The organism is Streptomyces sp. NPDC089919 (assembly GCF_040684615.1).
Classification (GTDB): Bacteria; Actinomycetota; Actinomycetes; order Streptomycetales; family Streptomycetaceae; genus Streptomyces.
In genome coordinates, this window is sequence record NZ_JBFBGK010000062.1 from 1 (window position 1) to 26,791 (window position 26,791).

Annotated in this window: 29 protein-coding genes and 1 pseudogene; 6 read left to right on the top strand and 24 right to left on the bottom strand. The window is 73.0% G+C overall.

Translation table 11 applies throughout. The annotated features are described in order from the left end of the window. Nucleotides 1-512: 512 nt before the first annotated feature. The 4 genes from AB0O40_RS23320 to AB0O40_RS23335 form a co-directional block, all read right to left on the bottom strand. The gene (locus AB0O40_RS23320) at nucleotides 513-839 is read right to left on the bottom strand and encodes a nuclear transport factor 2 family protein (protein ID WP_365044917.1); all 327 of its coding nucleotides are present in this window, start codon (nucleotides 837-839) and stop codon (nucleotides 513-515) included. A 129-nt stretch (nucleotides 840-968) separates the two neighbouring features. Then, nucleotides 969-1,526, bottom strand: coding sequence for a GNAT family protein (locus AB0O40_RS23325; protein WP_365045034.1), 558 nt, complete (start codon nucleotides 1,524-1,526; stop codon nucleotides 969-971). A 213-nt stretch (nucleotides 1,527-1,739) separates the two neighbouring features. Further along, nucleotides 1,740-2,528, bottom strand: a complete 789-nt coding sequence (locus AB0O40_RS23330; RefSeq protein ID WP_365044920.1) for a polysaccharide deacetylase family protein — start codon at nucleotides 2,526-2,528, stop codon at nucleotides 1,740-1,742. Nucleotides 2,529-2,711: 183 nt separating this feature from the next. Continuing rightward, the gene (locus AB0O40_RS23335) at nucleotides 2,712-3,197 is read right to left on the bottom strand and encodes an ATP-binding protein (RefSeq protein WP_365044923.1); all 486 of its coding nucleotides are present in this window, start codon (nucleotides 3,195-3,197) and stop codon (nucleotides 2,712-2,714) included. A 210-nt stretch (nucleotides 3,198-3,407) separates the two neighbouring features. Between AB0O40_RS23335 and AB0O40_RS23340 the strand changes: the two genes are divergently transcribed. Next, nucleotides 3,408-4,226: a DUF4239 domain-containing protein gene (locus AB0O40_RS23340; protein ID WP_365044926.1), complete on the top strand. Its 819-nt coding sequence runs from the start codon at nucleotides 3,408-3,410 to the stop codon at nucleotides 4,224-4,226. Between the two features lie 26 nt (nucleotides 4,227-4,252). Here AB0O40_RS23340 and AB0O40_RS23345 read toward each other — a convergent pair whose 3' ends face one another. The 3 genes from AB0O40_RS23345 to AB0O40_RS23355 all read right to left on the bottom strand — a co-directional run bounded on the left by AB0O40_RS23345 (nucleotide 4,253) and on the right by AB0O40_RS23355 (nucleotide 6,804). After that, nucleotides 4,253-4,945, bottom strand: coding sequence for a hypothetical protein (locus tag AB0O40_RS23345; RefSeq protein ID WP_365044929.1), 693 nt, complete (start codon nucleotides 4,943-4,945; stop codon nucleotides 4,253-4,255). After that, nucleotides 4,942-5,466: a sigma-70 family RNA polymerase sigma factor gene (locus tag AB0O40_RS23350; RefSeq protein WP_365044932.1), complete on the bottom strand. Its 525-nt coding sequence runs from the start codon at nucleotides 5,464-5,466 to the stop codon at nucleotides 4,942-4,944. Before AB0O40_RS23350 ends, AB0O40_RS23345 begins: the two co-directional genes overlap by 4 nt. 378 nt (nucleotides 5,467-5,844) lie before the next feature. Next, complete coding sequence (locus AB0O40_RS23355; protein ID WP_365044935.1) at nucleotides 5,845-6,804, bottom strand: helix-turn-helix domain-containing protein; 960 nt, start codon at nucleotides 6,802-6,804, stop codon at nucleotides 5,845-5,847. Nucleotides 6,805-6,924: 120 nt separating this feature from the next. Between AB0O40_RS23355 and AB0O40_RS23360 the strand changes: the two genes are divergently transcribed. Further along, nucleotides 6,925-7,449 (top strand): PaaI family thioesterase, encoded by a 525-nt coding sequence (locus AB0O40_RS23360; protein ID WP_365044938.1) that lies wholly within the window; start codon nucleotides 6,925-6,927, stop codon nucleotides 7,447-7,449. Nucleotides 7,450-7,465: 16 nt separating this feature from the next. On the opposite strand, the gene AB0O40_RS23365 is transcribed toward AB0O40_RS23360, so the two are convergent. Next, nucleotides 7,466-7,876 carry a nuclear transport factor 2 family protein gene (locus tag AB0O40_RS23365; protein WP_365044941.1) on the bottom strand — a complete coding sequence of 137 codons (411 nt, stop codon included), beginning with the start codon at nucleotides 7,874-7,876 and terminating at the stop codon, nucleotides 7,466-7,468. Nucleotides 7,877-8,021: 145 nt separating this feature from the next. Between AB0O40_RS23365 and AB0O40_RS23370 the strand changes: the two genes are divergently transcribed. Further along, a complete protein-coding gene (locus AB0O40_RS23370) occupies nucleotides 8,022-8,672 on the top strand; it encodes a TetR/AcrR family transcriptional regulator (protein WP_365044944.1) in 651 nt (216 codons plus the stop codon). A 156-nt stretch (nucleotides 8,673-8,828) separates the two neighbouring features. On the opposite strand, the gene AB0O40_RS23375 is transcribed toward AB0O40_RS23370, so the two are convergent. Then, nucleotides 8,829-9,350 carry a cupin domain-containing protein gene (locus AB0O40_RS23375; RefSeq protein ID WP_365044946.1) on the bottom strand — a complete coding sequence of 174 codons (522 nt, stop codon included), beginning with the start codon at nucleotides 9,348-9,350 and terminating at the stop codon, nucleotides 8,829-8,831. Nucleotides 9,351-9,617: 267 nt separating this feature from the next. On the opposite strand from AB0O40_RS23375, the gene AB0O40_RS23380 reads away from it, so the two are divergent. Beyond that, complete coding sequence (locus AB0O40_RS23380) at nucleotides 9,618-10,388, top strand: NAD(P)H-binding protein (RefSeq protein ID WP_365044949.1); 771 nt, start codon at nucleotides 9,618-9,620, stop codon at nucleotides 10,386-10,388. A gap of 144 nt (nucleotides 10,389-10,532) precedes the next feature. Here the strand turns inward: AB0O40_RS23380 and AB0O40_RS23385 are convergent, their stop codons facing one another. The 14 genes and pseudogenes from AB0O40_RS23385 to AB0O40_RS23450 form a co-directional block, all read right to left on the bottom strand. Further along, nucleotides 10,533-11,201, bottom strand: a complete 669-nt coding sequence (locus AB0O40_RS23385; RefSeq protein ID WP_365044951.1) for an OmpA family protein — start codon at nucleotides 11,199-11,201, stop codon at nucleotides 10,533-10,535. Between the two features lie 4 nt (nucleotides 11,202-11,205). Next, complete coding sequence (locus AB0O40_RS23390; protein ID WP_365044954.1) at nucleotides 11,206-11,787, bottom strand: hypothetical protein; 582 nt, start codon at nucleotides 11,785-11,787, stop codon at nucleotides 11,206-11,208. Nucleotides 11,788-11,818: 31 nt separating this feature from the next. After that, nucleotides 11,819-12,406, bottom strand: a pseudogene (locus tag AB0O40_RS23395) (pilus assembly protein TadG-related protein); the annotation flags it as partial. Nucleotides 12,407-12,441: 35 nt separating this feature from the next. Continuing rightward, the gene (locus AB0O40_RS23400) at nucleotides 12,442-12,663 is read right to left on the bottom strand and encodes a hypothetical protein (RefSeq protein WP_365044957.1); all 222 of its coding nucleotides are present in this window, start codon (nucleotides 12,661-12,663) and stop codon (nucleotides 12,442-12,444) included. 101 nt (nucleotides 12,664-12,764) lie between these two features. Next, nucleotides 12,765-13,607 (bottom strand): response regulator transcription factor, encoded by an 843-nt coding sequence (locus AB0O40_RS23405; RefSeq protein ID WP_365044960.1) that lies wholly within the window; start codon nucleotides 13,605-13,607, stop codon nucleotides 12,765-12,767. Continuing rightward, complete coding sequence (locus AB0O40_RS23410) at nucleotides 13,604-15,337, bottom strand: histidine kinase (RefSeq protein WP_365044963.1); 1,734 nt, start codon at nucleotides 15,335-15,337, stop codon at nucleotides 13,604-13,606. The genes AB0O40_RS23405 and AB0O40_RS23410 overlap by 4 nt, the downstream gene beginning before the upstream one ends. 5 nt (nucleotides 15,338-15,342) lie before the next feature. Then, nucleotides 15,343-16,233 carry a DUF5936 domain-containing protein gene (locus AB0O40_RS23415; protein WP_365045037.1) on the bottom strand — a complete coding sequence of 297 codons (891 nt, stop codon included), beginning with the start codon at nucleotides 16,231-16,233 and terminating at the stop codon, nucleotides 15,343-15,345. 16 nt (nucleotides 16,234-16,249) lie between these two features. Beyond that, complete coding sequence (locus tag AB0O40_RS23420) at nucleotides 16,250-17,188, bottom strand: type II secretion system F family protein (RefSeq protein WP_365044966.1); 939 nt, start codon at nucleotides 17,186-17,188, stop codon at nucleotides 16,250-16,252. Nucleotides 17,189-17,275: 87 nt separating this feature from the next. Next, nucleotides 17,276-18,613, bottom strand: a complete 1,338-nt coding sequence (locus AB0O40_RS23425) for a CpaF family protein (protein WP_365044969.1) — start codon at nucleotides 18,611-18,613, stop codon at nucleotides 17,276-17,278. After that, nucleotides 18,610-18,990, bottom strand: coding sequence for a TadE/TadG family type IV pilus assembly protein (locus AB0O40_RS23430; RefSeq protein ID WP_365044972.1), 381 nt, complete (start codon nucleotides 18,988-18,990; stop codon nucleotides 18,610-18,612). The genes AB0O40_RS23425 and AB0O40_RS23430 overlap by 4 nt, the downstream gene beginning before the upstream one ends. Before the next feature lies 1 nt (nucleotide 18,991). Beyond that, complete coding sequence (locus AB0O40_RS23435; RefSeq protein ID WP_365045040.1) at nucleotides 18,992-19,408, bottom strand: TadE/TadG family type IV pilus assembly protein; 417 nt, start codon at nucleotides 19,406-19,408, stop codon at nucleotides 18,992-18,994. A 51-nt stretch (nucleotides 19,409-19,459) separates the two neighbouring features. Continuing rightward, a complete protein-coding gene (locus AB0O40_RS23440) occupies nucleotides 19,460-20,812 on the bottom strand; it encodes an AAA family ATPase (RefSeq protein ID WP_365044975.1) in 1,353 nt (450 codons plus the stop codon). A gap of 7 nt (nucleotides 20,813-20,819) precedes the next feature. Further along, nucleotides 20,820-21,524: a Flp pilus assembly protein CpaB gene (gene cpaB / locus AB0O40_RS23445; RefSeq protein ID WP_365044978.1), complete on the bottom strand. Its 705-nt coding sequence runs from the start codon at nucleotides 21,522-21,524 to the stop codon at nucleotides 20,820-20,822. A 164-nt stretch (nucleotides 21,525-21,688) separates the two neighbouring features. Continuing rightward, nucleotides 21,689-22,531 carry a hypothetical protein gene (locus AB0O40_RS23450; RefSeq protein WP_365044981.1) on the bottom strand — a complete coding sequence of 281 codons (843 nt, stop codon included), beginning with the start codon at nucleotides 22,529-22,531 and terminating at the stop codon, nucleotides 21,689-21,691. Between the two features lie 561 nt (nucleotides 22,532-23,092). Between AB0O40_RS23450 and AB0O40_RS23455 the strand changes: the two genes are divergently transcribed. Together AB0O40_RS23455 and AB0O40_RS23460 are read left to right on the top strand one after the other, a co-directional pair. Next, entirely contained in the window at nucleotides 23,093-24,766 is a 1,674-nt protein-coding gene (locus AB0O40_RS23455) for a glycoside hydrolase family 18 protein (protein WP_365045043.1), read from the top strand. Between the two features lie 145 nt (nucleotides 24,767-24,911). Beyond that, on the top strand, nucleotides 24,912-26,246 hold the full coding sequence (locus AB0O40_RS23460) for a M14 family metallopeptidase (RefSeq protein ID WP_365044984.1): 1,335 nt from the start codon (nucleotides 24,912-24,914) through the stop codon (nucleotides 26,244-26,246). Nucleotides 26,247-26,366: 120 nt separating this feature from the next. Here the strand turns inward: AB0O40_RS23460 and AB0O40_RS23465 are convergent, their stop codons facing one another. After that, nucleotides 26,367-26,780 carry a RidA family protein gene (locus tag AB0O40_RS23465; protein WP_365044987.1) on the bottom strand — a complete coding sequence of 138 codons (414 nt, stop codon included), beginning with the start codon at nucleotides 26,778-26,780 and terminating at the stop codon, nucleotides 26,367-26,369. Nucleotides 26,781-26,791 lie beyond the last annotated feature (11 nt).

The window sequence follows — 26,791 nt, forward strand, 5'->3', positions numbered from 1 at the left end:
GCCTGGGATGCCCGAAGGGCACGGCGAAGCCGCGAAGTCCCAGGGGTGGGCCTGCCGCAGGGCCTGCAGGCCACCCCCTGTCAAGGGGCGCGGGGCCCCACACACCACGGACGGCCCCCGCCGCTTGCCGCTGCGCGGAGCCACCCCCACCCCGCCCCTTCCCGAAACCGTGGGCGCTGCCCCCGGACCCCCCGCGCCTCAAACGCCGGCGAGGCTGGAAGGGGGGGGGACAGCCGGGCTCCGCCCCGAACCCCACACCGCCGCTCCGCGACGGTCGCCTCAAACGCCGGCGGGGCTGGTAAGGGGGACGGCGGGGCTCCGCCCCGAACCCCACACCGCCGCTGCCGCGACGGTCGCCTCAAACGCCGGCGAGGCTGGGTAAGGAAACAGCGGGGCTCCGCCCCGGACCCCGCGCCTCAAACTCCCCCAGCTACCGCTGGGAGGTGCCCCCAGCGGGGCTGGTACGGAGAACAGCAAGGCTGGTACGGGAGCGCCCAGGGGCCATGGCCCCCTCAGGCCTGGCCCGTTGCGAAGTGGCTGATCAGGCCGTCATCGGTGATCGTGAAGCGCCAGGCCGTGCGCATCTCGCCCCAGGTGTCGTTGCGGAAGCCGGCCACCAGGGCCCGGCCGCCGTCCGATTCGGTCTCGACCTCCATGTGGCCGCCGGCGTCGAAGATCTCGCGGTCGATCCACTCCTGGAGGTTCCGCTCCGAACCGTCGTCCGACATGGTCGCGTCGGGGGTGAGCAGGCCGGTGAAGGCCGCCCTGTCGTTGGCGTTGATCGCGGCGACGAGGCGGGCCACGGTCGGGTCGCTGAGCTGGCCGGGGGCGATGGTCATGCGGGGAGCTCCCTGGGAGGGTGCGCGGGCCGGGACGGGCGGCTGCACCGCCCGGTGACCCCAGGGAACACCGGCCCGGCCGCCGCCGGTCCGACCCTCACCCGACTGCCGGACGCGGGCGTGTTGGGCTCAGGCCGCCGGCCGGCCGCGGTGCCGGAACCAGTCCGGGGCCAGCACCGCCATGACCGTGGCGTCCACCCACTCGCCCTCCCAGCGCAGCGCGTCCCGCAGGACGCCCTCGGCGACGAAGCCGGCCTTCTCGTAGGCCCGGCGGGCCCGCGGGTTGAAGGCGTAGACCTCCAGGGAGATCCGGTGCAGTCCGATCCGCTCGAAGCCGTGGCCGACGATCAGCCGGGTGGCCTCGGTCCCCAGTCCCCGGCCGTACGTGCCGGGCACGAAGAGGATCCGGAAGCTGCAACTGGCGTTGTCCGGGTCCCATTCGTTGAGCACCGCCTCGCCGATGACCCGCCCGGTGGCCTTGTCCACCACGGCGAGGTCGAGCCGGTCGGGCCGGTCGCCGCGGCTGCCGTACCACTCGCGCAGCCGCGCCTCGTCGAAACCGTCGTCGTGGCTGCCGGTCAGCCGCAGCACCTCGGGATCGGCGAACGCCGGCAGCAGCGCGGGCACGTCGTCCGCGGTGACCGGGCGCAGCAGGACCCGCTCGCCGTCCAGGGTGGGCTTGTCCAGGAACCCGGCAGCCGGACCGGGCACCCCGCCCGCCCCCGCATCGGGCACGACGCCGGGCAAATCGTCGGTCATGGCATCGCGCGCGGCGTCGGGCGCGGCATCACACACAGCGCCGGGCACGGCATCCGGCATCGTGTCCGGGAGTCGATCATCAGGCATGGCCGCAGTCTCCCCCGGCCCCCGGCCGGGCGGCCAATGCTTTAGCCGCGTGCGCTAGTTCTTGACGGGGAAGCTGGTCGGGCGGCCCTTCTCCTTGAGCCAGGGCAGGATGTCGTTCAGGGCGGCGACGGTCTGGGCGCGGTTGCCGCCGCCGTCGTGGAACAGAATCGTTCCGCCCGAGGTGGGGAGTTCTCCCCGCACGGTGGCGAGGATCGCCCGGGTGCCGGGCCGCTTGTAGTCCTCGGAGTCGACGTTCCAGCCCAGCGGCCGCATCCCGGCCTCGGCGGCGATCCGGCGGCTGTCGGGGGTGAAGGCCCCGCCGGGCGCGCGGTAGTACTCGACCTTCGCGGTCCCGCCGGCGGCCTGCTCGATCAGCCGCTTGGCGTCCAGGATCTCCTTGCGCTGGTACGGCACCGGCTTCTTGTCCATCCCGGTGTCGTGGGACATGGTGTGGTCGCACAGCCGGTGCCCCTCGGCCACGACCTTGCGGACGAGGTCGGGGTGGGCGGCGGCCTGCGGGCCGATCATGCAGAAGACGGCCTTGACGCCGTTCTCCCGCAGCACGTCGAGCACCTTCGGGGTCCAGACCGGGTCCGGCCCGTCGTCGATGGTGACGTTGACCGCGTCGTCCCCGCTCTCGGGGGCGTGGGCGATCTCCTGCGAGACCGCGGCCACCGGCGCCCGGGGCGGGGCCGCGGCGGGCGGCTGGTCCTTGGGCCGGGCCACCGGCGCGGTGGGCTCGTGCCGTTCCGAGGCGACCAGTTCGGCCGCTCCCCACACCACTCCGCTCAGCGCGAGCGCCGATGCCACCACCACGGCCTGGGCCCCGTACTTCAGCTTCATCGGCAACTCCGCATCCTCATCGTCCTCATCGGTCCGCGCCTCCCGCTAGCCATGACGACGGCGCCGGGGCCGAGGTTGCGGGTCATCATCGAATTGTCATGACAATTGGCCGTAATCGCGGCCAATCCACTGGCCGCCGGGACCAAAGTCCTGCGTTCCGGAACCCGTCGGGGGCCGAAGGTCTCACGGGCGGCCGTACGCGGCGGCGCCCGGGCGGGGCAGCACCGCCCAGGTGCGGGTACCGCCGCCGGGCTCGCGGGCCGCCCCGGAGCCCCACCGCCCGCCGCACTCCCGGACCACCGCGTCCAGTACCCGCAGCAGGGACCGGCGGCGGGGGTCGCCCGGGGGGCCGCCGTCGCGCACCACCAGGTCCAGCTCCCCGTCCCGGCAGCGCAGCGCGAGGTGCACCTCCCGGCCGGGGCCCAGGTGGCAGGCGGCGGCGAGCAGTTCACCGGTGACCTGGACGGCCGCGGGGACGAGCGGGTCGAGCGCCTGCGCGCAGAGCGCGGCCCGTACGGCGGCGCGGGCCGGCCGGCCGCTGCGCGGCTCTCCCGGCAAGGTCACGCTGCAGGCCGCGCGCGGCTGCGGCGCGGGCGCCGGCCCGGTACGGGCGGGCGGCGGCCCGGCCCACCCGGCGACCCGGGGTGCGGGCAGGAAGGGGCTGAGCATCGCGGACTCCCTGTCGGTAGGGCATGGGCATACCCATCCGGTGCGCTTCGACTCCCGCGCACCGGCCCCCGCCCTTGCCCCGGAGGGTGATCCCGCGCCCCCCGCGGTGACCGGGGCCGCCGGCGGTCGTTGACCGGGCGTCACGACCGCCGGGCGTGCGGCGGCCGGACGAGGAACGGGCCCGGGCCCGTGCGAGGGGGAGGGCCGGCGGTGTCGCTCTGGCTGCTGAATCATTTCGGCACGTTCGTGCTGAGCGTGCTGATGGTCGGGGTGATCGTCGGTGCGGCCGTGGCGGGCAGCATCGCCGCACGGCGGCGGTACCCGCACCTCGCGCAGGGCGAGCACAACGAGATGGTCGGGGTGGTCCTCGGCATGTTCGGCGCGATCTACGGGATCATCCTGGCCTTCGTGGTCGTCACCCTGTGGACCCAGCTCGACCACACCCAGTCGGTGGTCGCGGCGGAGGCCACCGACCTGGCCGTGGTGGTCCGCAGCAGCCGGGCCTTCCCGCCGGCCGAACAGGCCGCGGTCGACCGGGCCGTGGGGACGTACGTCCACTCGGTGGTGGAGGTGCAGTGGCCGCTGATGCGGGACGGCTCCCCGGACTACTCGGCCACCAGCCGCAACGTCGAGGCGATCTACGACGCCCTGCAGTCCTACGAGCCGGTCACCGAACGCCAGCAGGCCTTCTACGAGGAGGCCGTCTCGCACCTCAACGACGCGGTGGGACAGCGCCGCGAGCGGATCAACCTGGCGACCACCCGGCTGCCCACCCTGCTCGAGCTGCTGGTCTTCGGCGGGGCGCTGGTCATCGTCGCGCTGACCTTCCTCTTCGGCCTGCGCAGCCTGCGGATGCAGTTGTTGTTCGTGGGCTCGGTGGCCACCCTGATCGGCTTCAGCCTCCTCCTGGTCCTGGTCCTGGACCGCCCCTTCGCGGGCGAACTGAGCGTCACCCCGGGGGTGTACAAGGAGGCGGCGCTGGCCAAGTTCTGGCCGGACGGGGACGGGGCCGTCGCGAACGGCCGCTGACGCCGGCCGGTTCGGGGCCCGGCGGTTCAGCGGTGCAGGGCGAGTTCCAGTATCCGGTCGGCCAGGCCGGCGTCGGGGCGGCAGACCAGGCCGCCGTCGTCGTGCCGGTCCGCCTGTCGTCCGAACTCGGCTTCCAGCACGCCGGTGGGCACCTCCGGCTGGCCGGCCCGGGCGGTGTAGCGGGCGAAGGTCTCCAGCCCCTGGAAGAAGGCGTCGGGGGACGGTGAGCGGTCCAGCAGGCCGGCCGCCTCCCGGCGCCAGAAGTCGGCGTCCCGGCTCTCCCCGGTGCTGACGTGGTGCAGGTGCAGGCAGTAGGCGGCGCCGCTGTGCCCGGCACCGGCGGCCAGCTGCCACCAGAAGCGTGCGCTCTCGGGGTGGTTGGCGAGGTAGAGGGCGCAGGCGAAGACGTTGACCCCGTCGATGTCCACGTCCAGCCAGCCCTCGAAGTGCCGCGGCGGCGCGTCCGGGCCGTCGTCCCCTATCAGACCGGCCAGGTCGGCGACGTGGGTGGCGGCCCCGGTCTGGGTGAGCGCCCAGCGGGCTATCTCGTAGAGCCGGTGCCGGGCCACTGCGACCTGCGGCTCCCCCGCGGCCGGCCGGACGTACCCGGCGTCCTGGGCGAGCCGTCTGAGGCCGGCCCCGACGTCGAAGGCGCGGCGCGGCGGGCAGCCGGCCGAGGCGGCCGCCGCCAGGTGTTCTATCCAGCTGCTGGTGCTCATTTGCTCTCCTCCGGCTTCTTCTTCTGCAGGGCGCGGCGGTGGGCCGGGGCCAGCCGCTCGCGGGCCTTGCGGCAGTGGTAGTCGACGGTGCTGGGGGTGATGCCCATGATCCAGGCGATGCGCCTGGTGTCGACCTTGGCGATGTACCGCAGGACGACCACGTCGAACTGGCGCTGCGGCAGCTTCCCGAGGGCCCGGTACAGCCCGCTCCCGCTGTCCATCCCGGCCAGTACGTCCCGGAAGTCCAGCAGCAGTTCGTCGATGACGGTGCGCCGCATGATCGCCCAGACGTGGTGGTGCAGGTTGCTCTCGAGGAGCAGGCTGTCCCAGTGCCGCAGGATCTCCAGGAAGCCGCGGTGCACGGCCGCCTCCGCGGCGTCGTCGGTGCGGAGCACGAACCGGGCGTACTCGTGGAACGCCTCCTGGTTGGCGAGGTACAGCGCCTCGAACTCCAGGGGCAGCGGGAGCGGGGCGTGGGCCACGGGACTGCGGCCGTCCTCACCCTGCGCTTTTTCGATCATGGATCCTCTTCACAGGGGGGTGAGCGGGTGCGGGCACCGGCTCGCGCCGGTGTGAGCCCACTCTCCCGGCGCGCGGACCCGAACACGCATGGCGTCCCTCGCGAATCTGATCGAACGTCACCGGGTGATCTACGGGGCGTCCCGGGCGAGCGCCCGGGGGTGGCGGCGACCTGGACATACGGCCCGGCGGCGGCCCGGACCCCCACTCGGGGAGTGGCGCACGTCACATCTACGCCCTGCGGCGGCGGGGGCGGATTCCGGCCACCAACGGACAGAATCCGCCAGGGGAGTTGCCGGAACGAGCCGGTTCCACCGGCGGCTCGGACAGGAGCGGGGCCGGGCCGGTCAGGTGCGGTCGGGCACGGGGGCGGGACGGCGCTACGGGCGCAGCTCACGGGGGGCCGCTCCGGTGCGGCGGCGCAGCAGGGTGCGCAGGGCGCCCGGGGTCTCGTACCCGACCCGGCGGGCCACGGTCGCGAACGGCAGGCCGGTGGTGCGCAGCAGGTGCTCGGCCTGCTCCACCCGCAGGTCCTGGACCAGCCGGATGGGCGGGCAGCCCAGGGTGCGGGCGACCGTGCGCTGGAGGGTGCGCTCGCTGACCCCGAGGTCCCGGGCCGCCTCGGCGATCGACAGCGGCTCCGCGATCCGGGCCCGTACCCACTCCTCGAAGGCGGCCACCAGCGGGTCGTGCCGGGCCAGTGCGCTGGGGATCGCGTACGCGGCCTGGGAGGCGCGGTCGTCCACCACCAGGTAGCGGCGCACCAGGTCGGCCAGGGCGGGGCTGCGCATCCGGACGACCGCCAGCGCCAGGTCGAGATGGCCGAAGGCGGCCCCGGCCGTGGTGACCCCGTCCGAGGTGGTGACCATCCGGGTCTCGTCCAGGGTCACCTCGCGGTACCGCTCCCGGAAGGCCGGCGCCAGCCACCAACTGGTGGTCGCCCGGCGGCCGTCCAGCACCCCGGACTCGGCCAGCAGGAAGGTGCCGGTGCAGGAGGACGCGAGCGGGGTGCCGCGCTCCCGGGCCTCGGCGAGCAGCCGGCGGGCCGGGCGGTGCGCGGCGTCGGCCACCGTCGCCAGCAGCGCCTCCGGGCGGCGCTCCGTCAGCGCGGGCACCACCAGCAGCTCCGCGTCCGCGGCGGTCGCGGCGGGCTCGGTGTCGATGCGGTGGCCGAGGCCGGTGCGGACGGTGCGGCGGATCCCGACCGTGTGGATGTCGAAGGCCGGCGGGCGGGCCCCGGGCAGCGCCTCGCGCAGGGCATTGGCGGTGTGCAGGACGTCCAGCACGGCCGAGACGCCGGAGTCGAAGACCCCGTCGAGGACGAGGACGGCGGTTTTCACCGGGCCACGGTAACGCGGGGCGGGCCGTTGCGGGCAGGGCGGGCGGCTGTCGGAATCGGCGCGGAAGGTGCCGGATCCGCCACTCCCCCGGGCGGGCCCGGCGGGCCTAGGGTCGGTGCCATGACCACGCACCAGAACGCGTACGACGCAGCCGCCGGCGACCGCTCCCGCACCCACACCTGGCACAGCCGCCCCGAACTCACCCCGGAGATCCTGGGGATGAGCGGGCTGGAGATCCTGCAGGCGTACCTGAAGGGCGCGCTGCCCGCGGCCTCGATGATGAGCACGCTGGGCTTCCGGCTGACCGAGGCCGAGGAGGGCCGGGTGGTCTTCGAGGGGGACCCCGGCGACCACCTGCTCAACCCGATGGGGACCGTGCACGGCGGCTTCCTGGCCACGCTGCTCGACTCGGCGCTGGGCTCGGCCGTGATGACCCGGCTGCCCGCCGGGACCTCGTACACGACCGTGCAGCTGGGCGTGAACATGATCCGCCCGGTGCTGGCCGGGACGCCGACGCTGCGCTGCGAGGGGATCGCGCTGCACGTGGGGCGGACCACCGCGACCGCCGAGGCGCGGGTGGTCGGCGCGGCGGACGGCAAGCTGTACGCGCACGGCACGACCACCTGCGTGGTGCTGCGGCCCTGACCCCTCGTGGGAGGGGTCAGAGCCGGCGGTCGGCCTCCTCGATGGGGACGTCGTTGATGCTGGCCTCGCGGCGGCGCATCAGGCCGTCGTCGGCGAACTCCCACTGTTCGTTGCCGTGGCTGCGGTACCACTGGCCGGCCGCGTCGTGCCACTCGTACTCGAAGCGGACCGAGATCCGGTTGCCGGTGAAGGCCCAGAGCTCCTTGCGGAGCCGGTAGTCCAGCTCGCGCCGCCACTTCTCGCGCAGGAAGGCGCGGATCTCGGCGCGGCCGGTCAGGAAGCGGTCGCGGTTGCGCCAGGCCGAGTCCTCCGAGTAGGCGAGGGCGACGCGCTCGGGGTCGCGGGAGTTCCAGGCGTCCTCGGCGGCCTGGACCTTGGCGCGGGCACTCTCTTCGGTGAACGGCGGGAGGATCGGCTGCGGGGCCATGGGCGCGGGTCTCCTCTTGGACGGTCCGGCGGGCGGTCCGGTGGACGGCTCACCGGGCGGTTCCGGCGATCGGGAGAACGGTCGTTCTCCCGCCTGCCCCCGACACTAGAGAACGCGCGTTCTCCGCGCAAGCGATACTGGGTGCATGGAACGGACGAGGACGACGGCCGGGCGGGCACCGGCATCCGGGGTGGCGGCCCCCAAGACGCCCGGGCGGGCCCCGGCCACGGACGCGGAGGTCCGGACGCTGCTGCTGGACGCCGCGGAGGAGCTTTTCTACGCCCACGGCGTGCAGGCCGTGGGCATGGACCGGATCCGGGAGCGCTCACAGGTCCCGCTGAAGCGGCTGTACCGGGTCTTCCCCGCGAAGGAGGCCCTGGTCGCGGCCTATCTGGAGCGGCGGGACGACCGCTGGATCGGGGAGCTGACGACCCGAGCGGCGGGCGGCGCGACGCCGCGGGAGCGGGTGCTCGCGGTCTTCGACTGGCTGGCCGACTGGTTCGGCGAGCCGGGCTTCCGCGGCTGCGCCTTCCTGAACGCCTTCGGGGAGCTGGGCGAGGCCGCCGAGCCGGTGGCCGCGGTGGTCCGGGCCCACAAGGCGCGGCTGCGCGCCCTCCTGGCCGGCCTGGCCCGGGACGCGACCGCCTCCCCCGCCGCGGCCGCCACCCTCACCGACCAGCTCCTCCTCCTGGTCGAAGGCGCCACCACCCTCGCCGCCCTCACCCCCTCCCCCACCCCCGCCCACCAGGCCCGCACGATGGCGGAGACCTTGCTGGACGGCGCGGCCACCAGCTGAGGCGGTACCGGCACCGGAGTGGTCACGGGGCCGGCCGGGCCTTCCGGGGGAGTTCCGGAAGGCCTGGTCAGGACCGGCTGCGGGTTGAGCGGACCGGGCGGTGGCCGTCGGGGTCTGCGACGACCACGCCGTACCGGTCCGGGGTGATCGGACGGGTCACTTGGCGGCGGCTTCGAGGGCGGCGCGCCAGACCGGGCTGTCGCAGTAGTGGTTGTCGTAGCGCTCGCCCGACTCGGCGATCTCCTTCGGGTCGGCCTCGCCGCGCATCACGCGGTTCAGCAGCCGGAGGTAGTCGAAGCGGCCCATGCCCGGGGTGAAGAGGAAGAGCACGTCCGCCTCGGCGCCGGGCGCGGCGGCGAAGGCGTGCGGGGTGTGCGGCGGGACGGCCAGGAAGTCGCCGGCCTCCAGGACCTTCACCTCCTCGCCCAGCAGCACCTGGAGGGAGCCGCTGATCACGTAGAAGATCTCGGTCGCCTTGGTGTGGAAGTGCGCCGGCGCCCCGACGGCCCCCGCGGCGAAGGTCGAGCGGTAGCTGGTGAAGCCGGCGGTGTCGGCGAGCAGCGTCATCACGCTGCTCGGGTCGGCGCAGACCTCGGCCTCGGCGGCCCGCGTCAGCACGGGGGCGAGGGCGGTGACGGTCTGGGCGGTGGTGGCGGTGGTGTTCTCGTTCGTCGCCATGATCATGATCCTATGAGCCAAATGGCCCGCGTTGCAGGTCATTTAGAGGGCAGTTCCATGGGTCAATTCGCCCCGCCGGCCTGCGGTCCGCCCGCCGCCGAAAGATCTTCGGAAAAAAGTTCGGCCGCCGTGTCACATCCGCGGCGGGGGATCCGTCAGTGAGGCAGAACCACAAAAACTGCTGAACCAGATGGAACCGACGGAGACTCCCGGAAACCCCTACGAGCCCGGGCAAGCCTTCCGAACGCTGACGAAACGGAGAAGACCATGACCACCACCGGACCCATCCTCGTCACCGGCGGCACGGGCCGGCTGGGCCGCCACGTCGTCCCCATGCTGCGCGCCGCCGGCCGCGAGGTCCGGATCCTGGCCCGCACGCAGCGGGAGTCCTCGGACGGGATCCAGTACTTCGCCGTCGACCTCTTCACCGGCGAGGGCATCGACCGCGCCTTCAAGGGCGTCGACACGGTCCTGCACCTGGCGGGCGCCAACAAGGGTGACGACAAGGTGGCCCGGACCCTGGTGGACGCGGCCAAGCGGGCCGGGGTCAAGCACATCGTCTACATCTCCGTCATCGGCACCGACACGATGCCGCTCGGCTGGTTCAAGACCCAGCTCGACGCCGAGAAGATCATCACCGGCTCCGGGATCCCCTGGTCGATGCTGCGCGCGGCCCAGTTCCACGACATCGTCCTGGACATGGCCGAGAAGATGGTCAAGATGCCGGTCGTGCCCTGCCCGGGCGGCCTGCAGTTCCAGCCGGTGGACTCCCGCGAGGTCGCGGCCCGCCTCGCGGAACTGACCCTGAGCGCCCCGGCGGGCAAGGTGAAGGACCTGGCGGGCCCGAAGGTCTACCCGATGCGGGACCTGCTCACCAGCTACATGGAGGCCCGCGGCAAGCGCCGGCCGCTGCTGCCGCTGCGGATGCCCGGAAAGGCCGGCAAGGCGTACCGGGCGGGCGACAACCTGGCCCTGAAGAACAACGACCAGGGGCGTCGGACCTGGGAGGACTTCCTGGTGGAGCGCGTCAGCCCCTGAGTCCGGCGGCGGACGCGGGACGGCCCCGGGGCCGCCGGGCGGAGTCGATCTCGTCGACTCCGCCCGGCGGGTCCGGGGCCGTTCGCGGTCCTTGGCGGTCGGCGGTCCTCGGCCGGGGCCGGTCGCGGGCCGGGCCCGCGGGTCCTACTGCCCGCTCTCGCCGCGCGGGAAGGTGATCTCGACGCGGCGGTTCTTGCGGCGGCCCTCCTCGGTGGCGTTGTCGGCGATCGGGTAGTCCTCGCTGTAGCCCCGGATGTCGAAGGAGATCCCCGGGTCCACGCTCTTGGCCAGCTCCCGCTGCACGGCGTCGGCCCGCTGCTTGGAGAGCACCTTGCCGTGGTCGTACGTACCGAGGTTGTCGGTGAAGCCGAAGACCCGGACCTTGGTGGCGTGCTGCTTGTTGATCTCGTCGGCGATGGCCCTGATGCGGTCGCTGGCCTGGGCGTTGAGGACCGCGCTGTTCTTGGGGAACAGCACCTCGGCCTGGAGCGCCATCATCACCGACTCGTTGGTGTCCTGCCGCCGCTGCTCGCCGCCGAGGTCCTCGACGACCTGGGCGATGTCCAGCACCTTGGCCGGCGCGAGGGTGGCGCCGGGGGGCAGCTTGAGCCCGGGCGAGTTCGAGTCGATCGCCACGGGAGCGGTCGAGTTGGCCTCGGTGCCCGGCGGCACGGACGGCTTGTCGTCGTCGGCCCGCGCGACCGTGGCCCCGAGGACGTTCGCCCCGGCGATCACGAGCACCGCGGCGACGGCCGTGACGGCAAGACGTGGGGGTGTCGTGGCCCGACTCGGACCGCGGCGGCTGGTCGTCATGAGGTCACCCGGAGATCTGGATGGTGGCGGTGGCGAAGGTGGGGAGGGAGAAGCCGACCTGCGTTGTGCTGTCGGGGGGTGCGGGGAACTGGGCGAAGGCAGGGACGACCTCCCCGGGCTTCAAGCTGTTCAAGCCCGTGGTGCACAGGCACCTGCCGTCCGTGTCCCGCAGGACGTAGTACCGCTTCTTGCCGACCGTGTCGACCAGAGTGGCGCCCGCAATTGACAGGCCACTCGCTGTGAGTTCGTTGCCTCGCCAACGGACGGTTCCGGTGTACGTCTTGCTGCCCGTGTTCTTGATCTGGCCGCTGATCGTGAGAAACCCCCCAGCGTCACGAGCCGCCTCGTTGATGGTGAAGACCACACCGTCTGCGCCTTGCAGGGTCGCGATCACTTTGTCCGGCTCCGCCGACGTCGCCTCTGATGGCTCTTGAGACGCCTTGGTGGTTTGCGACTTCGCGGAAGGAGCGGCAGTTTTCTGCTTTCCACCGTCATCGCTTCCACAGCCGGTCAACGAGAGGGCAAGAACCGTCACGGCAGCCGCTGCCAACCCTCTGTGGGCGTTCGCCGTGTACCGAATGCTCATGTGCGCAGCTTCCTTGTCGTGTCGTTCGCCATCAGTCGACCAGTCGTACGGTGAAGAGGGCTCTCGCGAGCCGCTTCCACGGATCGGGGTCCAGCGGATCGAAGACAACGGCACTCCCGTCGTCACACGTGATGTCGATCGGCTGGGGGTCGGCATCATCGCCACCACCGGGGGGCGGGTCATCCCCGGGGTCCAGGGGGTCCAGGTGACATCGCGGCTTGATCACAGCGGAAGCGTTGGCCGTCGCGTGCCGGTCAGAGGTCCCAGGCACTACCGACTCGCCGACCGTCCCGTTGGTCTGAACAGTCAGATCGAACGTCAGGAGAGCGCGCTCACAACTCTCCACATGAGACGCATTGCGCGCAGCGAACCGGTCGCCGGCGTCACAGGAGCCCTGGTCGTCGAACAGCTCGCCATCGAGCAGGCGCTCCCAGTCGGGCCGCTCAAGATGGATCAGGTCGACACCGGGCAGTAGGTGGTCTCTCATGTCACCGGCCGCGGCGAGGGCCGCCGCGTCCGCGGCACCTTGGGCTTTGCTGCGAGTCGCAGAGGCCAGCCCGAATGCGAAGAAGGCCAGGCCCGCGAGGAGCAGGATCCCCACCATGCCGATGTAGATGGGGAAAGCCTGCCCTCGATCTCGAGCGAGTCCGGCGGCTACTCGCCGGCCGTAACCGCCTGGACAGCGTCCGAGATCCGCTGCGTGATGTCCTGGCCGATACCCGTGCCCACGATCGCTCCGATGATCACCACGACCACCAGGATGATCCCCAGGTATTCGAACGCGGTTTGGCCTCGGTCGGTCGGGGTGTAGCGGCGGCGGAGGCGTGAGATGGCGGTGTTCGTCCAGCCCTGTACGCGGACCGTGGTCTTGAGCATCGGAATCCCCTCCCGGGCGGGTGGTGCTGTCGACCCGCGCACGATAGGGGCCGGGGCCGTCCGCCGGGGAGGGTCCAGGGGCCCAGAGGCGGGCCCAGCGGCTAGACATGGCCCACCCCCGGGCGGGCCGTGCCCAGCCAGAGGGCGATGGCCTCGCCGCGGCTGGCGGTGTGGAGTTTGGCGAAGATGCGGTTGATGTGGTTCTTCACCGTCTTCTCGCTGATGAAGCACGCGGCGGCGATCTGCTGGTTGCTCATTCCGGTCGTGATGAGTTGCATGATCTCCACCTCCCGTGAACTCAGCCCGTACGAGGGGAGGTTGCCCCCTCCGGTAGAAGACTGTGCCACAAGTCGTTGCGCTTGCGAAGACCCTTGGCGAGGAATTCCGGAGAGTGGGACGGGGCCCGGGAGGATCCGGCCCAGGCCGTCCGGGAGCGGGCCGGGGTCCGCGGGGTCCCGGCGGGCTTGCGCCAGCAATGCGTTGGCGGCGGTGGCGGTGAAGCGGGGCCGCCCCTCGGTGACGTCCCGTACCGCGCTCACCAGTTCCTCGACGGTGAACTCGCCGTGCACGAGGTAGCCGTCCGCGCCGAGCCGCAGCGCCGTGTGGACGACCTCGCTCTCCCGGCTGTACGTCAGCATCATCACCGGCGCGATCCGCACCAGGTGCGGGAGGGCCGCGATGCCGTCCAGCTCCGGCATCCGGACGTCCAACAGCACCACGTCCGGGCGGTGTTCGGCGGCCAGCCGGACCGCCTCCCGGCCGTCCGCGGCCTCGCCGACCACCTCGATGTCCGGCCGGCCGCCGAGCAGGTAGGCCAGCCCGGCCCGCACCACCGGGTTGTCGTCGGCCACCAGGACCCGCAGCGGCCGGAGCCCCTGGCCGGTCCGGGCCGGGGCGGTGGTCGGGCGCGTCTGGTCCGGGTCCGTGTCCGTGGCGTGGGTCATGGGCTCGGCCTCCTCTCGGGGGGTACGGGCAGCGGCAGGTCCAGGCGGATCTCGGTGCCGGGGGCGGTGCGGGGGCCGCCGATGTGCAGGCGGGCGCCGATGCCGGCGGCCCGTTCCACCATGCCGACCAGGCCGAACCGGCCCGCCCGGCGCAGGTCTTCCAGGCCGGCGCCGCCGGGCAGCCCCCGCCCGTCGTCCCGCACCGCGATGCGCAGCACGGCCTCCGCGCGGGCCCCGTCCGCCCCCAGCACTCCGTCCGCCCGCAGCACCCCGTCCGTTCCCAGCACCTCGTCCGCCGCCAGCACCTCGGCCGTGACCGCGACGTGGCGGGCGGCGGCGTGCCGGCGGGCGTTCTCCAGGGCCTCCGCGACCACCGCGCGGATCTGGCGGACGGCCGGGTACGGCAGGTCGGGCAGCGGCGCCCCGACGGCCGTGAAGGTGGCCGGGGTGCCGGTCTCGCGGACGAACTCCTCGACCTGGGCGCCCAGCCGGGAGGCCAGGTCCCACGGATCGGCCGCCCGGCCGACCGGTTCCGAGGCGCCCGGCTCCGGGCCCGCCCGCCCCGGCTCCGGGCCCGCCCGCCCCGCGTCCGGGCCCGCGTGGGCCGGGACGAGGTCCGCCTGGGCCGGGACGAGGTCCGCCTGCCCCGGGTCCAAGCCCGTCCGCCCCGGCTCCGAGCCCGCCCGCCCCGGGTCGAGGTCCGGCCCCACGCCCACCTCCGCCCCCGTCTCCCGCAACCCCGCCAGGAGTTCCCGGGATTCGGTGATCGCGCGGCGGGCCGAGCGGGCGACCAGGTCGGCGCCTTCGCGGACCGTCGCCGGGTCGGCGCGGCCGGCCTCGGCGGCCATCCGGTCGGCGGCCAGGGCCAGGCCGTGGAGGGTCTTGGCGACCGAGTCGTGCAGGTCCCGGGCGAGCCGGGCGCGTTCCTCGGCCACCGCCTCAGTGACGGCCAGCCGGGCCCGGGTCTCGGTCAGTGCCCGGCCCGCCGCGCCGAACCGGAACATCAGCTGCCGCAGGGACACCCCGGCCGCCCCCGCGAGCAGGCACAGCCCCGGCAGCAGGGCCACGGTCTGGGGGGCGTCGGCGAGCCGGTGCTCCGCGCCGTAGACGCCGGTCACAATGGCGGCCTGGAGGGCGGCGAAGACCGCCGAGCCGCGCCAGCCGTAGACCAGCCCGGCCAGCAGCGGGGTGCAGACGGAGACCAGCCCGAGCGGGGAGTCGGGGGTGGCGGTGACCAGCAGGAGGGTGCTCAGGGCCATGTCCACGGCGAGCAGCCAGCGGTGCCGCAGCAGCAGCGGGCCGAAGCGCTCCCAGTCCCGGAAGCAGACGTACGAGCCCATGAAGGTGGCCAGCACCGCGCCGCCGACCAGCCAGGCGGCGGCCCCGGGCGCGGTGTGCCCGAGGGCCAGCGGGGTGCCGAGCGCGATCATCGCCAGCCGGAAGCCGAAGACCTGCCGGCACAGCGCCTGGAGGGCGTTGGCCTGGAGCGACAGCTCGGACAGCGCCGGCGGCCCGCCGCCCCGGCCGCCACCCGCCGCCGAGCCGGTGCCGGCCCCGGTCGCGGTCGCGCCGACCGCCGCCGAGCCTGCCCCGGTCCCGGCCCCGTCGCCCGCTGCAGCCCCGACCCCGGCCCCGGCACGGCCCGCCGTCCGGCCCGCCCCGCCCGGCCGTCGTCGTGTCCCCGTCCGCCCGCCGCCGTACCCCACGATCGGGCCGTACCCCGTCGCCACCGCGCTCACCCGCCCCCGAAGAGGTCGCCGAAGTCGACGTTCGCCCCGTACACGAAGCCGCAGACCAGCAGGATCATCGTGCCGGGGAGCATGAACATCGTGACGGCGAAGGTGGCCTTGGGGACCGCGCGGGCGGCCCGGCGGCGGGCGTTCTGGGCGTCCGTGCGGCGCATGTCCTCGGCGATCTGGATCAGCGTCTCCACGATCGGGGAGCCCAGCTCCTCGCCTTGCTGGAGGGCGGTGACGAACTGCGCCACCGCCTCGGAGTCGTTGCGCCGCCGCAGCTCGTCGAAGGCCTGCCGGCGGCTGACGCCCATGTCCATCTGCTGGAGGGTGATGCGCAGTTCGTCCGACCAGGGGCCCTCGTACTTCTCCGCCACCCGGCCCAGCGCCTGGCGGAAGCCCAGGCCCGCGCTGACCACCACCGCGAGCACGTCGAGGAAGTCCGGCAGGGTGCGCTCGATGTGGTCCTTGCGGATCCGGATCGCGGACCACAGGCCCACCTCGATCCAGAAGAACCCGAAGGCCACCATCAGCAGCGCCGCCACCAGCTGGCCGTTGACCAGCATGGCGAAGGCGCCGGCCGCGCCCAGCGCCCCGTAGACCGCGCGCCGGGCGGCGTACCGGTCGATGGTCAGGCCGGCCGGGTTGCCGGCCATGTCGATCTGGCGGCGCTTGCGGCTGACCCGGGCCGGTCCCATCAGCCGCAGCACCGCCGGCGCCCAGCGGATGCCCATCCGGTCGACCACCGAGCCGACCGCGGTGGTGCGGGTGGCGCCGACCTCCAGGGCCAGGGCGAGGTCCGTGGGCAGTTTGACGTCCGCGCGGAACAGCCGCAGTCCGTGCAGGACGCCGAACACGCACAGGCCCATGGCCAGGGCGAGGAGCACTGCGATCATCTGCCGTCCCCCCTCAGACGTCGATCTTCGAGAGCCGGCGGATCAGCGCGAAGCCGACCACGAACATCCCCAGGGCCACCAGCACCGCCGCCTGCCCGACGAACGACCCGGTCATCCGGTCCAGCGCCCCGGGCATGACCTTGTCCACCAGCAGCAGCGAGCCCACCCCGATCACCGGGATCACGTACGCCGTCATGGTCACCTGGGAGAGTTGCGTGCGGACCTCGCGCCGGGTCTCCTTGCGCTGCTCCAGGGTGACCGTCAGGTTGCGCAGCGAGCCGACGATCGCGCCGCCCGCGCGGCTGGACAGCACCAGCGTGGTCACCAGCACGACCAGTTCCCGGGAGGGCAGCCGCTCGGCCATCTCGCCGAGGGCGTCGTCCAGCGAGTCGCCGACCGCGAGCCGGTGGGTGACCCGGGACAGCTCCTCGCCCGCGGGCGCCTCCAGTTCCTCCGCCGCCAGCCCTATGGCGGTACGCAGCGCCAGGCCCGCCTGGGTGGCGTTGGCGAGGATGCGGGCCAGCTCGGGGAGCTGGTTGATGAACTTCTCGGTGCGCTTGGCGCGTTGCCAGTTGAGGAAGGCGTTGGCCCCCCAGAGCCCGATCACGGCGGCCACCGGGCCGAAGAAGTCGGCGAGCAGGGAGGCGGCGATCAGCCAGAGGGCCGCCACCCCGCCGAGCATGGAGACGAAGAACTCGCCCGGGGTGAGGTCGAGTCCGGTGGTGGCCAGCTTCACCTCCAGGCGGCGGCCGAGGGCGGTCCCGCGCAGTCGGCGGTCCACACCGGAGAAGCGGCGCCGGCGGGCCAGCCCCTCGACCGGTCCGGTGGCCGAGAGCCGGTCGATCAAGGCCGCGCGCTGCGCCCTGCCGCTGGTGTAGGCGTGCACGCCCATGACCACGAGGACGCACCCCAGCAGGGTCGCGCCCAACGTGAGCAGTGCGATGTGGGACATGGCGGTGGTCGGCTTCCTCTTCGGCTCCGTGTACCCGGCTCCCGGCGTACCCGGCGGTGCGGCGGACGGGCGGTGCGGCGGACGGGGTTACGTGGCGGTGCGGGTGGTCAGCTGGGCGTCGGACAGGGCGACCCCGAAGGCCTGCGGGACCGGCTGGTTGTTCATGTAGAGCCGGTCGGCGATCCGGCGCGGCAGCGGGTAGTACTCGAACCGCCCGTGCACCAGCCCGTCCGCGGACATCGGCTGGGCCTGGAAGCGGCAGACGGTGCTGATCCGGAAGGACTCCCGGCCGTGCGACTCGAGGAAGGCGATCTCGGTGACCCGGCGGGAGCCGTCGGCGTGCCGGGTCAGCTGGACGATGACGTCCACGGCGCTGTTGATCTGGTCCTGGAGGGCGGCGAAGGGCACCTCGACCTCCGACATGGAGGCCAGGGTCTGCAGGCGCATCAGCGCGTCCTCGGCGCTGTTGGCGTGCACGGTGGCGAGCGAGCCGTCGTGGCCGGTGGACATGGCCTGGAGCATGTCCAGGGTCTCGCCGCCGCGGACCTCACCGACGATGATGCGGTCGGGGCGCATGCGCAGGGAGTTGCGGACCAGGTCGCGGATGCTGATGTGGCCCTTGCCCTCCACGTTCGCCGGCCGGGACTCCAGCCGGATCACATGGGCCTGCTGGAGCTGGAGTTCGGCCGAGTCCTCGATGGTGATGATCCGCTCGGCCTCCGGGATCAGCCCGGAGAGGGCGTTGAGCAGGGTGGTCTTGCCGGTGCCGGTGGCGCCGGAGACGATGACGTTGAGCCGGGCCTGCACCAGGCCGGCCAGCAGGAGCAGCATCTGCTCGTCGAGCGACCCGAGGCCGATCAGCTCACGCAGGGTGTAGGCGCGGGGGAAGCGGCGGATGGTGAGGGTGGCGCCGGTCAGCGAGAGCGGCGGGATGATGACGTTGACGCGCTCGCCACTGGGCAGCCGGGCGTCGACCATCGGATTGGCCTCGTCCACCCGGCGGTTGACGGTGGAGACGATCCGCTCGATGGTCTGCATCAGCTGCTCGTGGGAGGCGAAGCGGATCGGCAGCTGCTCGACCCGGCCGGAGCGCTCGACGTAGATGTGGTCGGGTCCGTTGACCATGATCTCGGAGATCGAGGCGTCCTGGAGGAGCGGTTCGAGGACGCCGAGCCCCAGGGCCTCGTCGACCACCCGGCGGATCAGCTGCGCGCGCTCGACGGTGGAGAGCACCGGGCCCTCGCGGCTGATGATGTGGCCCAGCACCCGCTCGAGCCGGCCCCGGCGCTCGGGGGCGGGCAGCGCGGACATCTCCGCGAGGTCGATCTCCTCGAGGAGCTTGGTGCGGTACGAGGCGACCAGGTGCCCGTCGTCACGGGCGTCGTGGTGGTCATCGGGGCGGGTGATACGGGCGCGCAGGCTCATGGTCCGCTCACCTCCGGGTCGTCGTTGGGCATGGTGGCGCTGCGGGTGGCGGGGTCCGGGGAGAACAGCGGGAGGATCACCGGGATGGTGATGGTGGCGGTGAAGCCCACCGCGTCCGAGCCCCCTCCCCCGCTCGGGGACAGCGTCAGCCGCCCCGACATGAAGTCGCTGACCGCCGCGTGGCCCGCCGCGTCCCCGCCGTGGCCGAGCCGGGCCTCGGTACGGGCCGCGGCCCGGGCGGCGGTGCCGGCCTGTTCGTACGCGTAGGCCACGTAGCCGAGTTGGATCCCCGCGAGGCCGACGAAGAGCAGGATGGGGACGAAGCCGATGTACTCGATGGCCACCTGGCCCCGGTCGCGTTTCCCGATCCTGCGCATGTCAGTCCTCCCGCTTCTCGACGGCGGCTCCGCCGGTGGCCCGCAGGTGCATGTCGAAATTGAGCAGGCCGGGGTAGAAGAGCGGCACCTTGACGTCGACGGTGGCCTTGTAGACGTCGCCCACGGCCCCGCACTCCACGCTCATGTCCCAGGCCCCGGAGATGTGCTTGCCGGCAGCGGCGGCGCAGGCGCCCGCGTCGGAGTCGTGGACCGCGCCGGCCCGGGCCGCCTCGTCCGCGGCGTTCCCGGCCAGCGAGATGCCGTAGCCGATCACCACGCACTCCCAGACGGCCATGATCAGCAGCAGGACGATCGGGAACATCCCGACGAACTCGACGGCGGTCTGGCCCCGGTCGCCGCGCGGCCGGCGGTCCGGCCCGCGCCGGGCCCCCGCGGCCGGCCCGCGCCGGGTCCCGATCCCTGCGGCCGGCCCGCGCCGGCCCCGCCTCCCACGGGAGAAGCCCACGCCTCAGCCCTCCCCCTCCGCGGTGCCGCCCGCGCCGCCGCGCCGCTTGAAGAGGCCGATCGCGCCCCGGTCCGCGCGCAGCGCCAGCTCCGCGCTCCGGGTGCCGCGGCCGCCGCCCTTGCCGCGGCCGGCCCGGGCGCCCCGGCCGGCCGGGACCGGCAGGTTGTCGGCGGCGGCCTCCTCCGGGCGGCGGGTCAGCCCCAGTTCGCCGGCCACGCCCCACAGGGCCTGCTTGACGGTGGAGCGGTTGTCCAGGTCCTGGAGGCGGCCGGCGTCGACCACCGGCTGGAGCTCCTTGAAGGCCGCCGGGACCGCGGTCCGGGCCACCTTCGTCCTGGTGATCTTCTCGATCAGGGCCGGCTGGATCTCGGTGTGCTTGGTGTACCGGTTGACGACCACGGTCGTCTCCTCCGCCTTGCGGACCTGGAGGCGGTCCCACATCCGTACCGTCCGCTTGGCCGCCCGGACCGCCACCACGTCCGGGGTGACCACCAGGACCGCGGTGTCGGCCATCTCGATCGCCGCGGCGCCGGCGCCGGTGAGCTGGCTGCCGCAGTCGACCACCACCAGCTCGTAGCGGTTGCGCAGGGCGCTGACCACCTGCCGGGCGGCCCGGTCGGTGACCTCCTCGCCGCGCTCGCCCTCGGCCGGGGCCAGCAGCAGGGCCAGCCCGGTGCGGTCGTCGTAGACCGCGTCCTGGAGGACCCGCGGGGAGATGTCCTGGATGCCGGCCAGGTCCACCACCGAGCGGCGGAACTGCACGTCCAGGTACGAGGCGACGTCCCCGGCCTGCAGGTCGAGGTCGAGCAGGGCGGTACGCCGGCCGGAGGCGGCCGCGGCCAGCGCCAGCTGGACGGCCGTCACGGTGGTGCCGACCCCGCCCTTGGCCCCGCTGACGGTCACCACCGTGCCGCCGGGGCCGGTGAAGACGTCCCCGCCGCGCCCCAGGTGCCGCCGGACGCCCACGGACCACTGGGCGGCGGCCTGCACGCGCGCGGCCAGCTCCTCGTACGACAGCGGCAGGCCGACCAGGCCCCGGGCGCCGGAGTCCATGGCCGCGGCGAACAGGCCCGGGCTGGTGTCGGCGGTCACCAGCACCACGCCGACCGCGGGGAAGCGCAGGGCCACCTCGCGGATCAGCTCCAGGGCCGGGACCGGGCCGATCCGCTCGTGGACCAGGACCACTTCGGGCAGCTCGTCCAGGGACTCGCCGGCCAGCCGGGCCAGCTGGTCGAGCAGCGAGGTGGAGTCGGCCACCGGCGGCAGCGGCTCGGCGCCGGCCAGCTGGCCGAGGACGGCGGTGACGGAGCGGGCGGCGTCCGGGTCACCGACCGCCGGGAGGATACGGGTGCTCATCCGGGCCTCACTTGTCCCCTTCGAGGGTGTACGTGCGGTCGCTCGGGGGCAGCTGCGTCTCAGTGCCCGGGGCCAGCAGGGTCAGGCGGACGTGCACGGCGAAGGACTCGGCGAAGGCGACCCGCTCGGCGTCCTTGATGCCCAGGGCGAAGGTGATGGGAACCCCGTCCCGGTCCCGCTGGCGGCTGTCGTCCTTGGGGTCGAGGGGGGTGAGCTTGCCGACGTTGAGCACCCGCGCGTTGGTGACCATCACCCGGGCGATGTCCGGGTCGGTCTGCCGCTTCGCCTTGTAGGTGCCGATGATGTTGACCTTGTCGCCGGGGCGGATCTTGCCGGCGACCCCGGTGGAGGCGTCGATCATGATGGCGATCTCCTGCTCCCCCGCCTTCAGCGCCGGCCGGTCCACGATCGCGTCGCGCTGGAGGAGGGAGCCGCCCTGGAGGGTGCTCAGCACGGTCTTGCCGCGCACCTCGGCGAGGTCGGTGACGGCGGTGTCCGGCAGCCAGCGCTTGGGGATCTTGACCCGCTGGAACTGGCCCGGTTCCAGCTCGGTGTAGGGCGCTATGTCACCGCGCACCCGGTAGGCCACCACCTCCGGGCCGACCTTGGAGTTGACGTCGCCGATCACGGTGAGGACCCCGGCGAAGGCGGCGAGCGCGCACAGGACGGAGAGCACGAGCAGGATGACACCGCGTCGCTGGCGTGAGTTCATGGGCCGGACTACCTCGTCGTCGTGGGTCGGTCGGTCGTCGTCGGTCGGTCGTCGGTCGGTCGTCGGTCTGTCGTCGGGGCGTGATCGGGGGCGGGTCGGTCGCGGTGGCGGCCGCGGGCGATGGTGGCGGGCGGTCGGGTCCGGCCGGGGCCGTGCGGCCGCCGCTACGGGACGGCGGCCACCGGTGGGGCCACCGGGGCGGCGCAGAATCCGCAGCGGTCGCCGATGAGTTCGAGCCCGCACCAGTGGCACCGGGCCCGGCGCACCGAGGCCACCAGCTGGTAGAGGACCGAGACGTCCGGGATGGCGGCGGCGAACTCCACCAGCCGGGAGGTGGCCCACCAGGCGGCCGAGTCGGCCGGCAGCGGGGCCTCCAGCACCCCCTGGACCTGCCAGGCGGGGGCCAGTTCGGCGGCCACCCACTCGGAGGTGAGCTGGCCGCGGGCGAAGGTGAGCTGGGTGGTGAACTCCGGCCCGGGCGGCATCCCGGCCCCGCCCGGCCCCAGCTTGGCGAGGTGGGGGCGCGGGTTGGCGAGGACGGCGAACTGCGTGCCGCGCAGGAAGGACCGGGCGTGCGCCTTGAGGCCGACCGGGATCCGGTCCAGCCGGGCGACCGAGCCGAGCAGGGCGCCCGCGTGGATGTAGTGGGTGAGCAGCCGGGCGGCGGCGGCGAGCACCCCCGGGCTGAAGTCGCAGACGGACAGCTGGCGCAGTTGACGGACCAGCAGGGCCAGTCCCAGCGGCGGGAGTTCGACCTCCAGTAGTGCGATCCGGTCGCTCTCCAGAATGGCGCGGACGGTGTGCAGCCGGCGGGTGACGGCGGCCGGCAGGGCGCTGGAGACGGCGACGACCACGTAGCCGTGCCGTTCGATCAGGCCCGTCATCTCGGCGAGCGAACCCTCCAGCGGGGTCTCCTCGGGGGACTGCAGCACCACGGCCGGCGGCGTGTGCCGGTCGGCGGCGGGCAGCACCAGATCCGGGCTGGTGACTGCGATGGCGGTCGGCATGTGAATCCCCCGTTCACCCCGGTCACCACGGGCGCGCGGGTATTGCGCGACCGCAAATGATCACTGCTCGGCCCTCCTGCCCCAGCACCATATCCGCGTCCTACCTGCCAAGGCAGTGCCTTGCCGTTTCCCGTGGCCGCCACCCCGGGGGCAGTTGACCGGAAACCGGGACAAGAAGGGGTGGAGCACCGCTCCACCGTCACCCCAACCGGGGCGGAAAGAAAGCCCACGGAACCGGAGACATTCGGTCACTGGCTGATTTACGTCCGCCAACGTTCGGCCACCGGACGGCCATTGGCTGATCAGCGACGGAGCAATGCCCGGCCAGGTCGCGATCGGAAAAGGACAGCGGAATTCGGGCCCCGGGCGCCGTGCGCGAGGGGTTGACACGGAGATTGGTCTGGACCAACTTGGGGGCGGGCGCCCCCACTTCAGCCCACGGCCCCACCGGACCTCACGGCACCGCCACGCCCCACGGCACCGCCACGCCCCACAGGCACCACCTCCCCAAGCCATCACTCCCCCCACGGAGTCTTCGTGAACCGCATACGCTCCCTTTCCCTGCTCGCCGCCGCCTCCCTCACCGCCGCCGGCCTGACCGCCTTCGCCGCCGGGCAGGCCCAGGCCGCCGACGTGAACGTCGCCCGCAACGCGGGCTTCGAGAGCGGGCTGGCCAACTGGACCTGTTCGGCGGGCAGCGGCGCCGCCGTCTCCTCCCCCGTCCACACCGGCGCCGGCGCCCTCAAGGCCACCCCCTCCGGCCAGGACAACGCCAAGTGCTCGCAGGTCGTGACGGTCAAGCCCAACTCGACCTACACGCTGAGCACCTGGGTGCAGGGCAGCTACGTCTACCTCGGCGCCACCGGCACCGGCACCTCGGACGCCTCCACCTGGACCCCGGGCGGCAGCGGCGCCTGGGAGAAGCTGTCCACCACCTTCACCACCGGCGCGAACACCACCCAGGTGACCGTCTACACGCACGGCTGGTACGGCCAGCCCGCCTACCTGGCCGACGACGTCAGCGTCTTCGGACCGGACGGCGGCGGGGGCACCGACCCCGGCCCGACCGTCCCGGGCGCCCCGGCCGGGCTCGCAGCGGGCGGCGCGACCGCCTCCTCCGTGAACCTGAGCTGGAACGCGGTGAGCGGCGCCGCGGGCTACTACGTCTACCAGGGCGGCACCCGCGTCCAGACGGTCACCGGCACCAGCGCCGCCGTCACCGGCCTGGCCGCCTCGACCACGTACTCCTTCAGCGTGAGCGCCTTCAACGCGGCCGGCGAGGGCCCGAAGTCCGCGCCGGTGAGCGCGACCACCACCACCGGCGGCACCGACCCGAACCCGAACCCGTCGGTGCCCAAGCACGCCCTGACGGGCTACTGGCAGAACTTCAACAACGGCGCCACCGTCCAGAAGCTCTCCGACGTGCAGGCGCAGTACGACATCATCGCGGTCGCCTTCGCCGACGCCACCACCACGCCCGGCGCCATCGCCTTCAACCTCGACTCGGCCGGGCTGGGCGGCTACACCGTGGCGCAGTTCAAGGCCGACATCGCCGCGAAGAAGGCGGCCGGCAAGTCGGTGGTGCTCTCCATCGGCGGCGAGAAGGGGACCATCTCGGTCAACGACTCCGCCTCCGCGAACAACCTCGCCAACTCGGCGTACGCGCTGATGCAGGAGTACGGCTTCAGCGGCATCGACATCGACCTGGAGAACGGCCTCAACGCCACCTACATGACCCAGGCGCTGCGCTCGCTGGCGCAGAAGGCCGGGTCCGGCTTCGTGCTCACCATGGCGCCGCAGACCATCGACATGCAGTCCCCGTCCAACGCCTATTTCAAGACGGCGCTGAACGTGAAGGACATCCTGACCGTGGTCAACATGCAGTACTACAACAGCGGCGCGATGAACGGCTGCGACGGCAAGGTCTACTCGCAGGGCTCGGTGGACTTCCTGACCGCCCTGGCCTGCATCCAGCTCGAGGGCGGTCTCGACCCCTCGCAGGTGGGCCTGGGCCTGCCGGCCTCCACCAGCGGTGCGGGCAGCGGCTACGTCTCCCCGTCCGTGGTGAACAACGCCCTGGACTGCCTGGCCCGCGGTACCGGCTGCGGCTCCTTCAAGCCCTCCAAGACGTACCCGGGGCTGCGCGGTGCGATGACCTGGTCGACGAACTGGGATGCGAAGGCCGGGAACGCCTGGTCCGGATCGGTGGGTCCGAAGGTCCACGGCCTGCCGTAACCCGGGGAAGGCGGGGTGGGGGTGTACGACTTGCGGACGGGCCCGGACGTGGCCGAACTCGGCCTCTTGACCGGTCCATGTCATAAGCGCACGCTGTGCGCGTCCGCACGGAGCCACCCCCACACCTCCGACCCCAGGAGATTTCATGCGGCTACGCCCACGGAAGGCCGCCACCCTCGCGGCCCTTCTCACGCTCGCCCTCGGCGCACCCGCCGTCGGCGTCAGCGCCAGCGCGTCCCCGTCCCCCGCCCCCTCCACGGCGACCCAGGACGAGGCGATCGTCCAGTACGAGATCCAGGGCGTCTCCACCCTGGCCGACCGGGCCAGGCTCACCGGGGTGGGCGTCTCCATCGACGAGGTGGACGCCCACCGCGTGGTGGTCAGCGCCGACACCATGCAGGCCAGGAAGCTCCGCGCCATGGGGCTCCGGCTCAAGGCCCTGCCCGGCCCGGGCACCCGGTCGCTGCCGGGGGTCGCGCCCACCCCCATGGACTTCCCGACCAGCGACTCCAAGTACCACAACTACGCCGAGATGAACGCGGAGATCGACTCCCGGCTGGCCGCGTACCCGTCCATCATGAGCAAGCGGGTGATCGGGAAGTCGTACCAGGGCCGGGACATCGTCGCCATCAAGATCAGCGACAACGTCGGCACCGACGAGAACGAGCCCGAGGTGCTGTTCACGCACCACCAGCACGCCCGTGAGCACCTGACCGTCGAGATGGCGCTCTACCTGATGCGGGAGTTCGGCGCCGGCTACGGCAGCGACCCGCGGATCACCAAGATGGTCAACGAGCGCGAGATCTGGATCGTCCCGGACCTCAACCCGGACGGCGGCGAGTACGACATCGCCACCGGCTCCTACCGCTCCTGGCGCAAGAACCGGCAGCCCAACTCCGGTTCCTCGTACGTCGGCACCGACCTGAACCGCAACTGGAACTACAAGTGGGGCTGCTGCGGCGGCTCCAGCAGCAGCAAGTCCTCGGAGACCTACCGCGGCTCCGCCCCCGAGTCGGCTCCCGAGGTCAAGGTGGTCGCGGACTTCGCCAAGAGCCGGGTGGTCGGCGGCAAGCAGCAGATCACGGCCGCCATCGACTTCCACACCTACAGCGAACTGGTGCTGTGGCCCTACGGCTGGACCACCGCGGACACCGCGGCCGGCCTGACCGCCGACGACCAGAAGGCCTTCTCCACCATCGGCAAGCGGATGGCGGCCAGCAACGGCTACACCCCCGAGCAGTCCAGCGACCTCTACATCACGGACGGGTCGATCGACGACTACCTCTGGGGCACCCAGAAGATCTTCGCCTACACCTTCGAGATGTACCCCACGGACTCCTGGGACGGCGGCTTCTACCCGCCCGACGAGGTGATCGAGCGGGAGACCGCCCGCAACCGGGACGCGGTGCTCCAGCTGCTGGAGAACGCCGACTGCATGTACCGGTCCATCGGCAAGGAGTCGACGTACTGCACCACCTAGACGTACTGCACCCCCTAGCCGCGGTGCGCCGGGCCCGGTGAGCTGAACCGGGCCGGTGCACCCACCGTGGTACCGGGAGGGGCGCCCCACCGCCAGGGGGGCGCCCCTTCGCCGCGTCCGCTACCGGTCCAGCACGGCCAGCGCGTCGATCTCGACCAGCAGCCCGGCGGGCAGCCCGACGTACACGGTGGTGCGGGCGGCCGGCGCCTCCTTGAGGCCCTGCTCGTCGAAGTAGGCGTTGTAGATCTCGTTCATCTCGGCGAAGTGCCCGGTGTCGGTGAGGTAGACCCGGATCATCATCGCGTCGTCCCAGCTCGCGCCGCCGGCCTCGAGCACGGAGCGGACGTTCTCCAGCGTCTGGAGGGTCTGCTCGCGCAGGGTCGGCCCGGCCGGGGTGGGCGGCTGCCCCGCCACCGCGGGCAGGAAGCCGACCTGACCGGCCACCTGGAGGATGTTGCCCTTGCGGACGCCGTGCGAGAAGCGGGCCGGCGGGGCCGTGTGGGTGGCGGGGGTGACGGCGGTCTTGCGGCTCAAGTCCTGCTCCT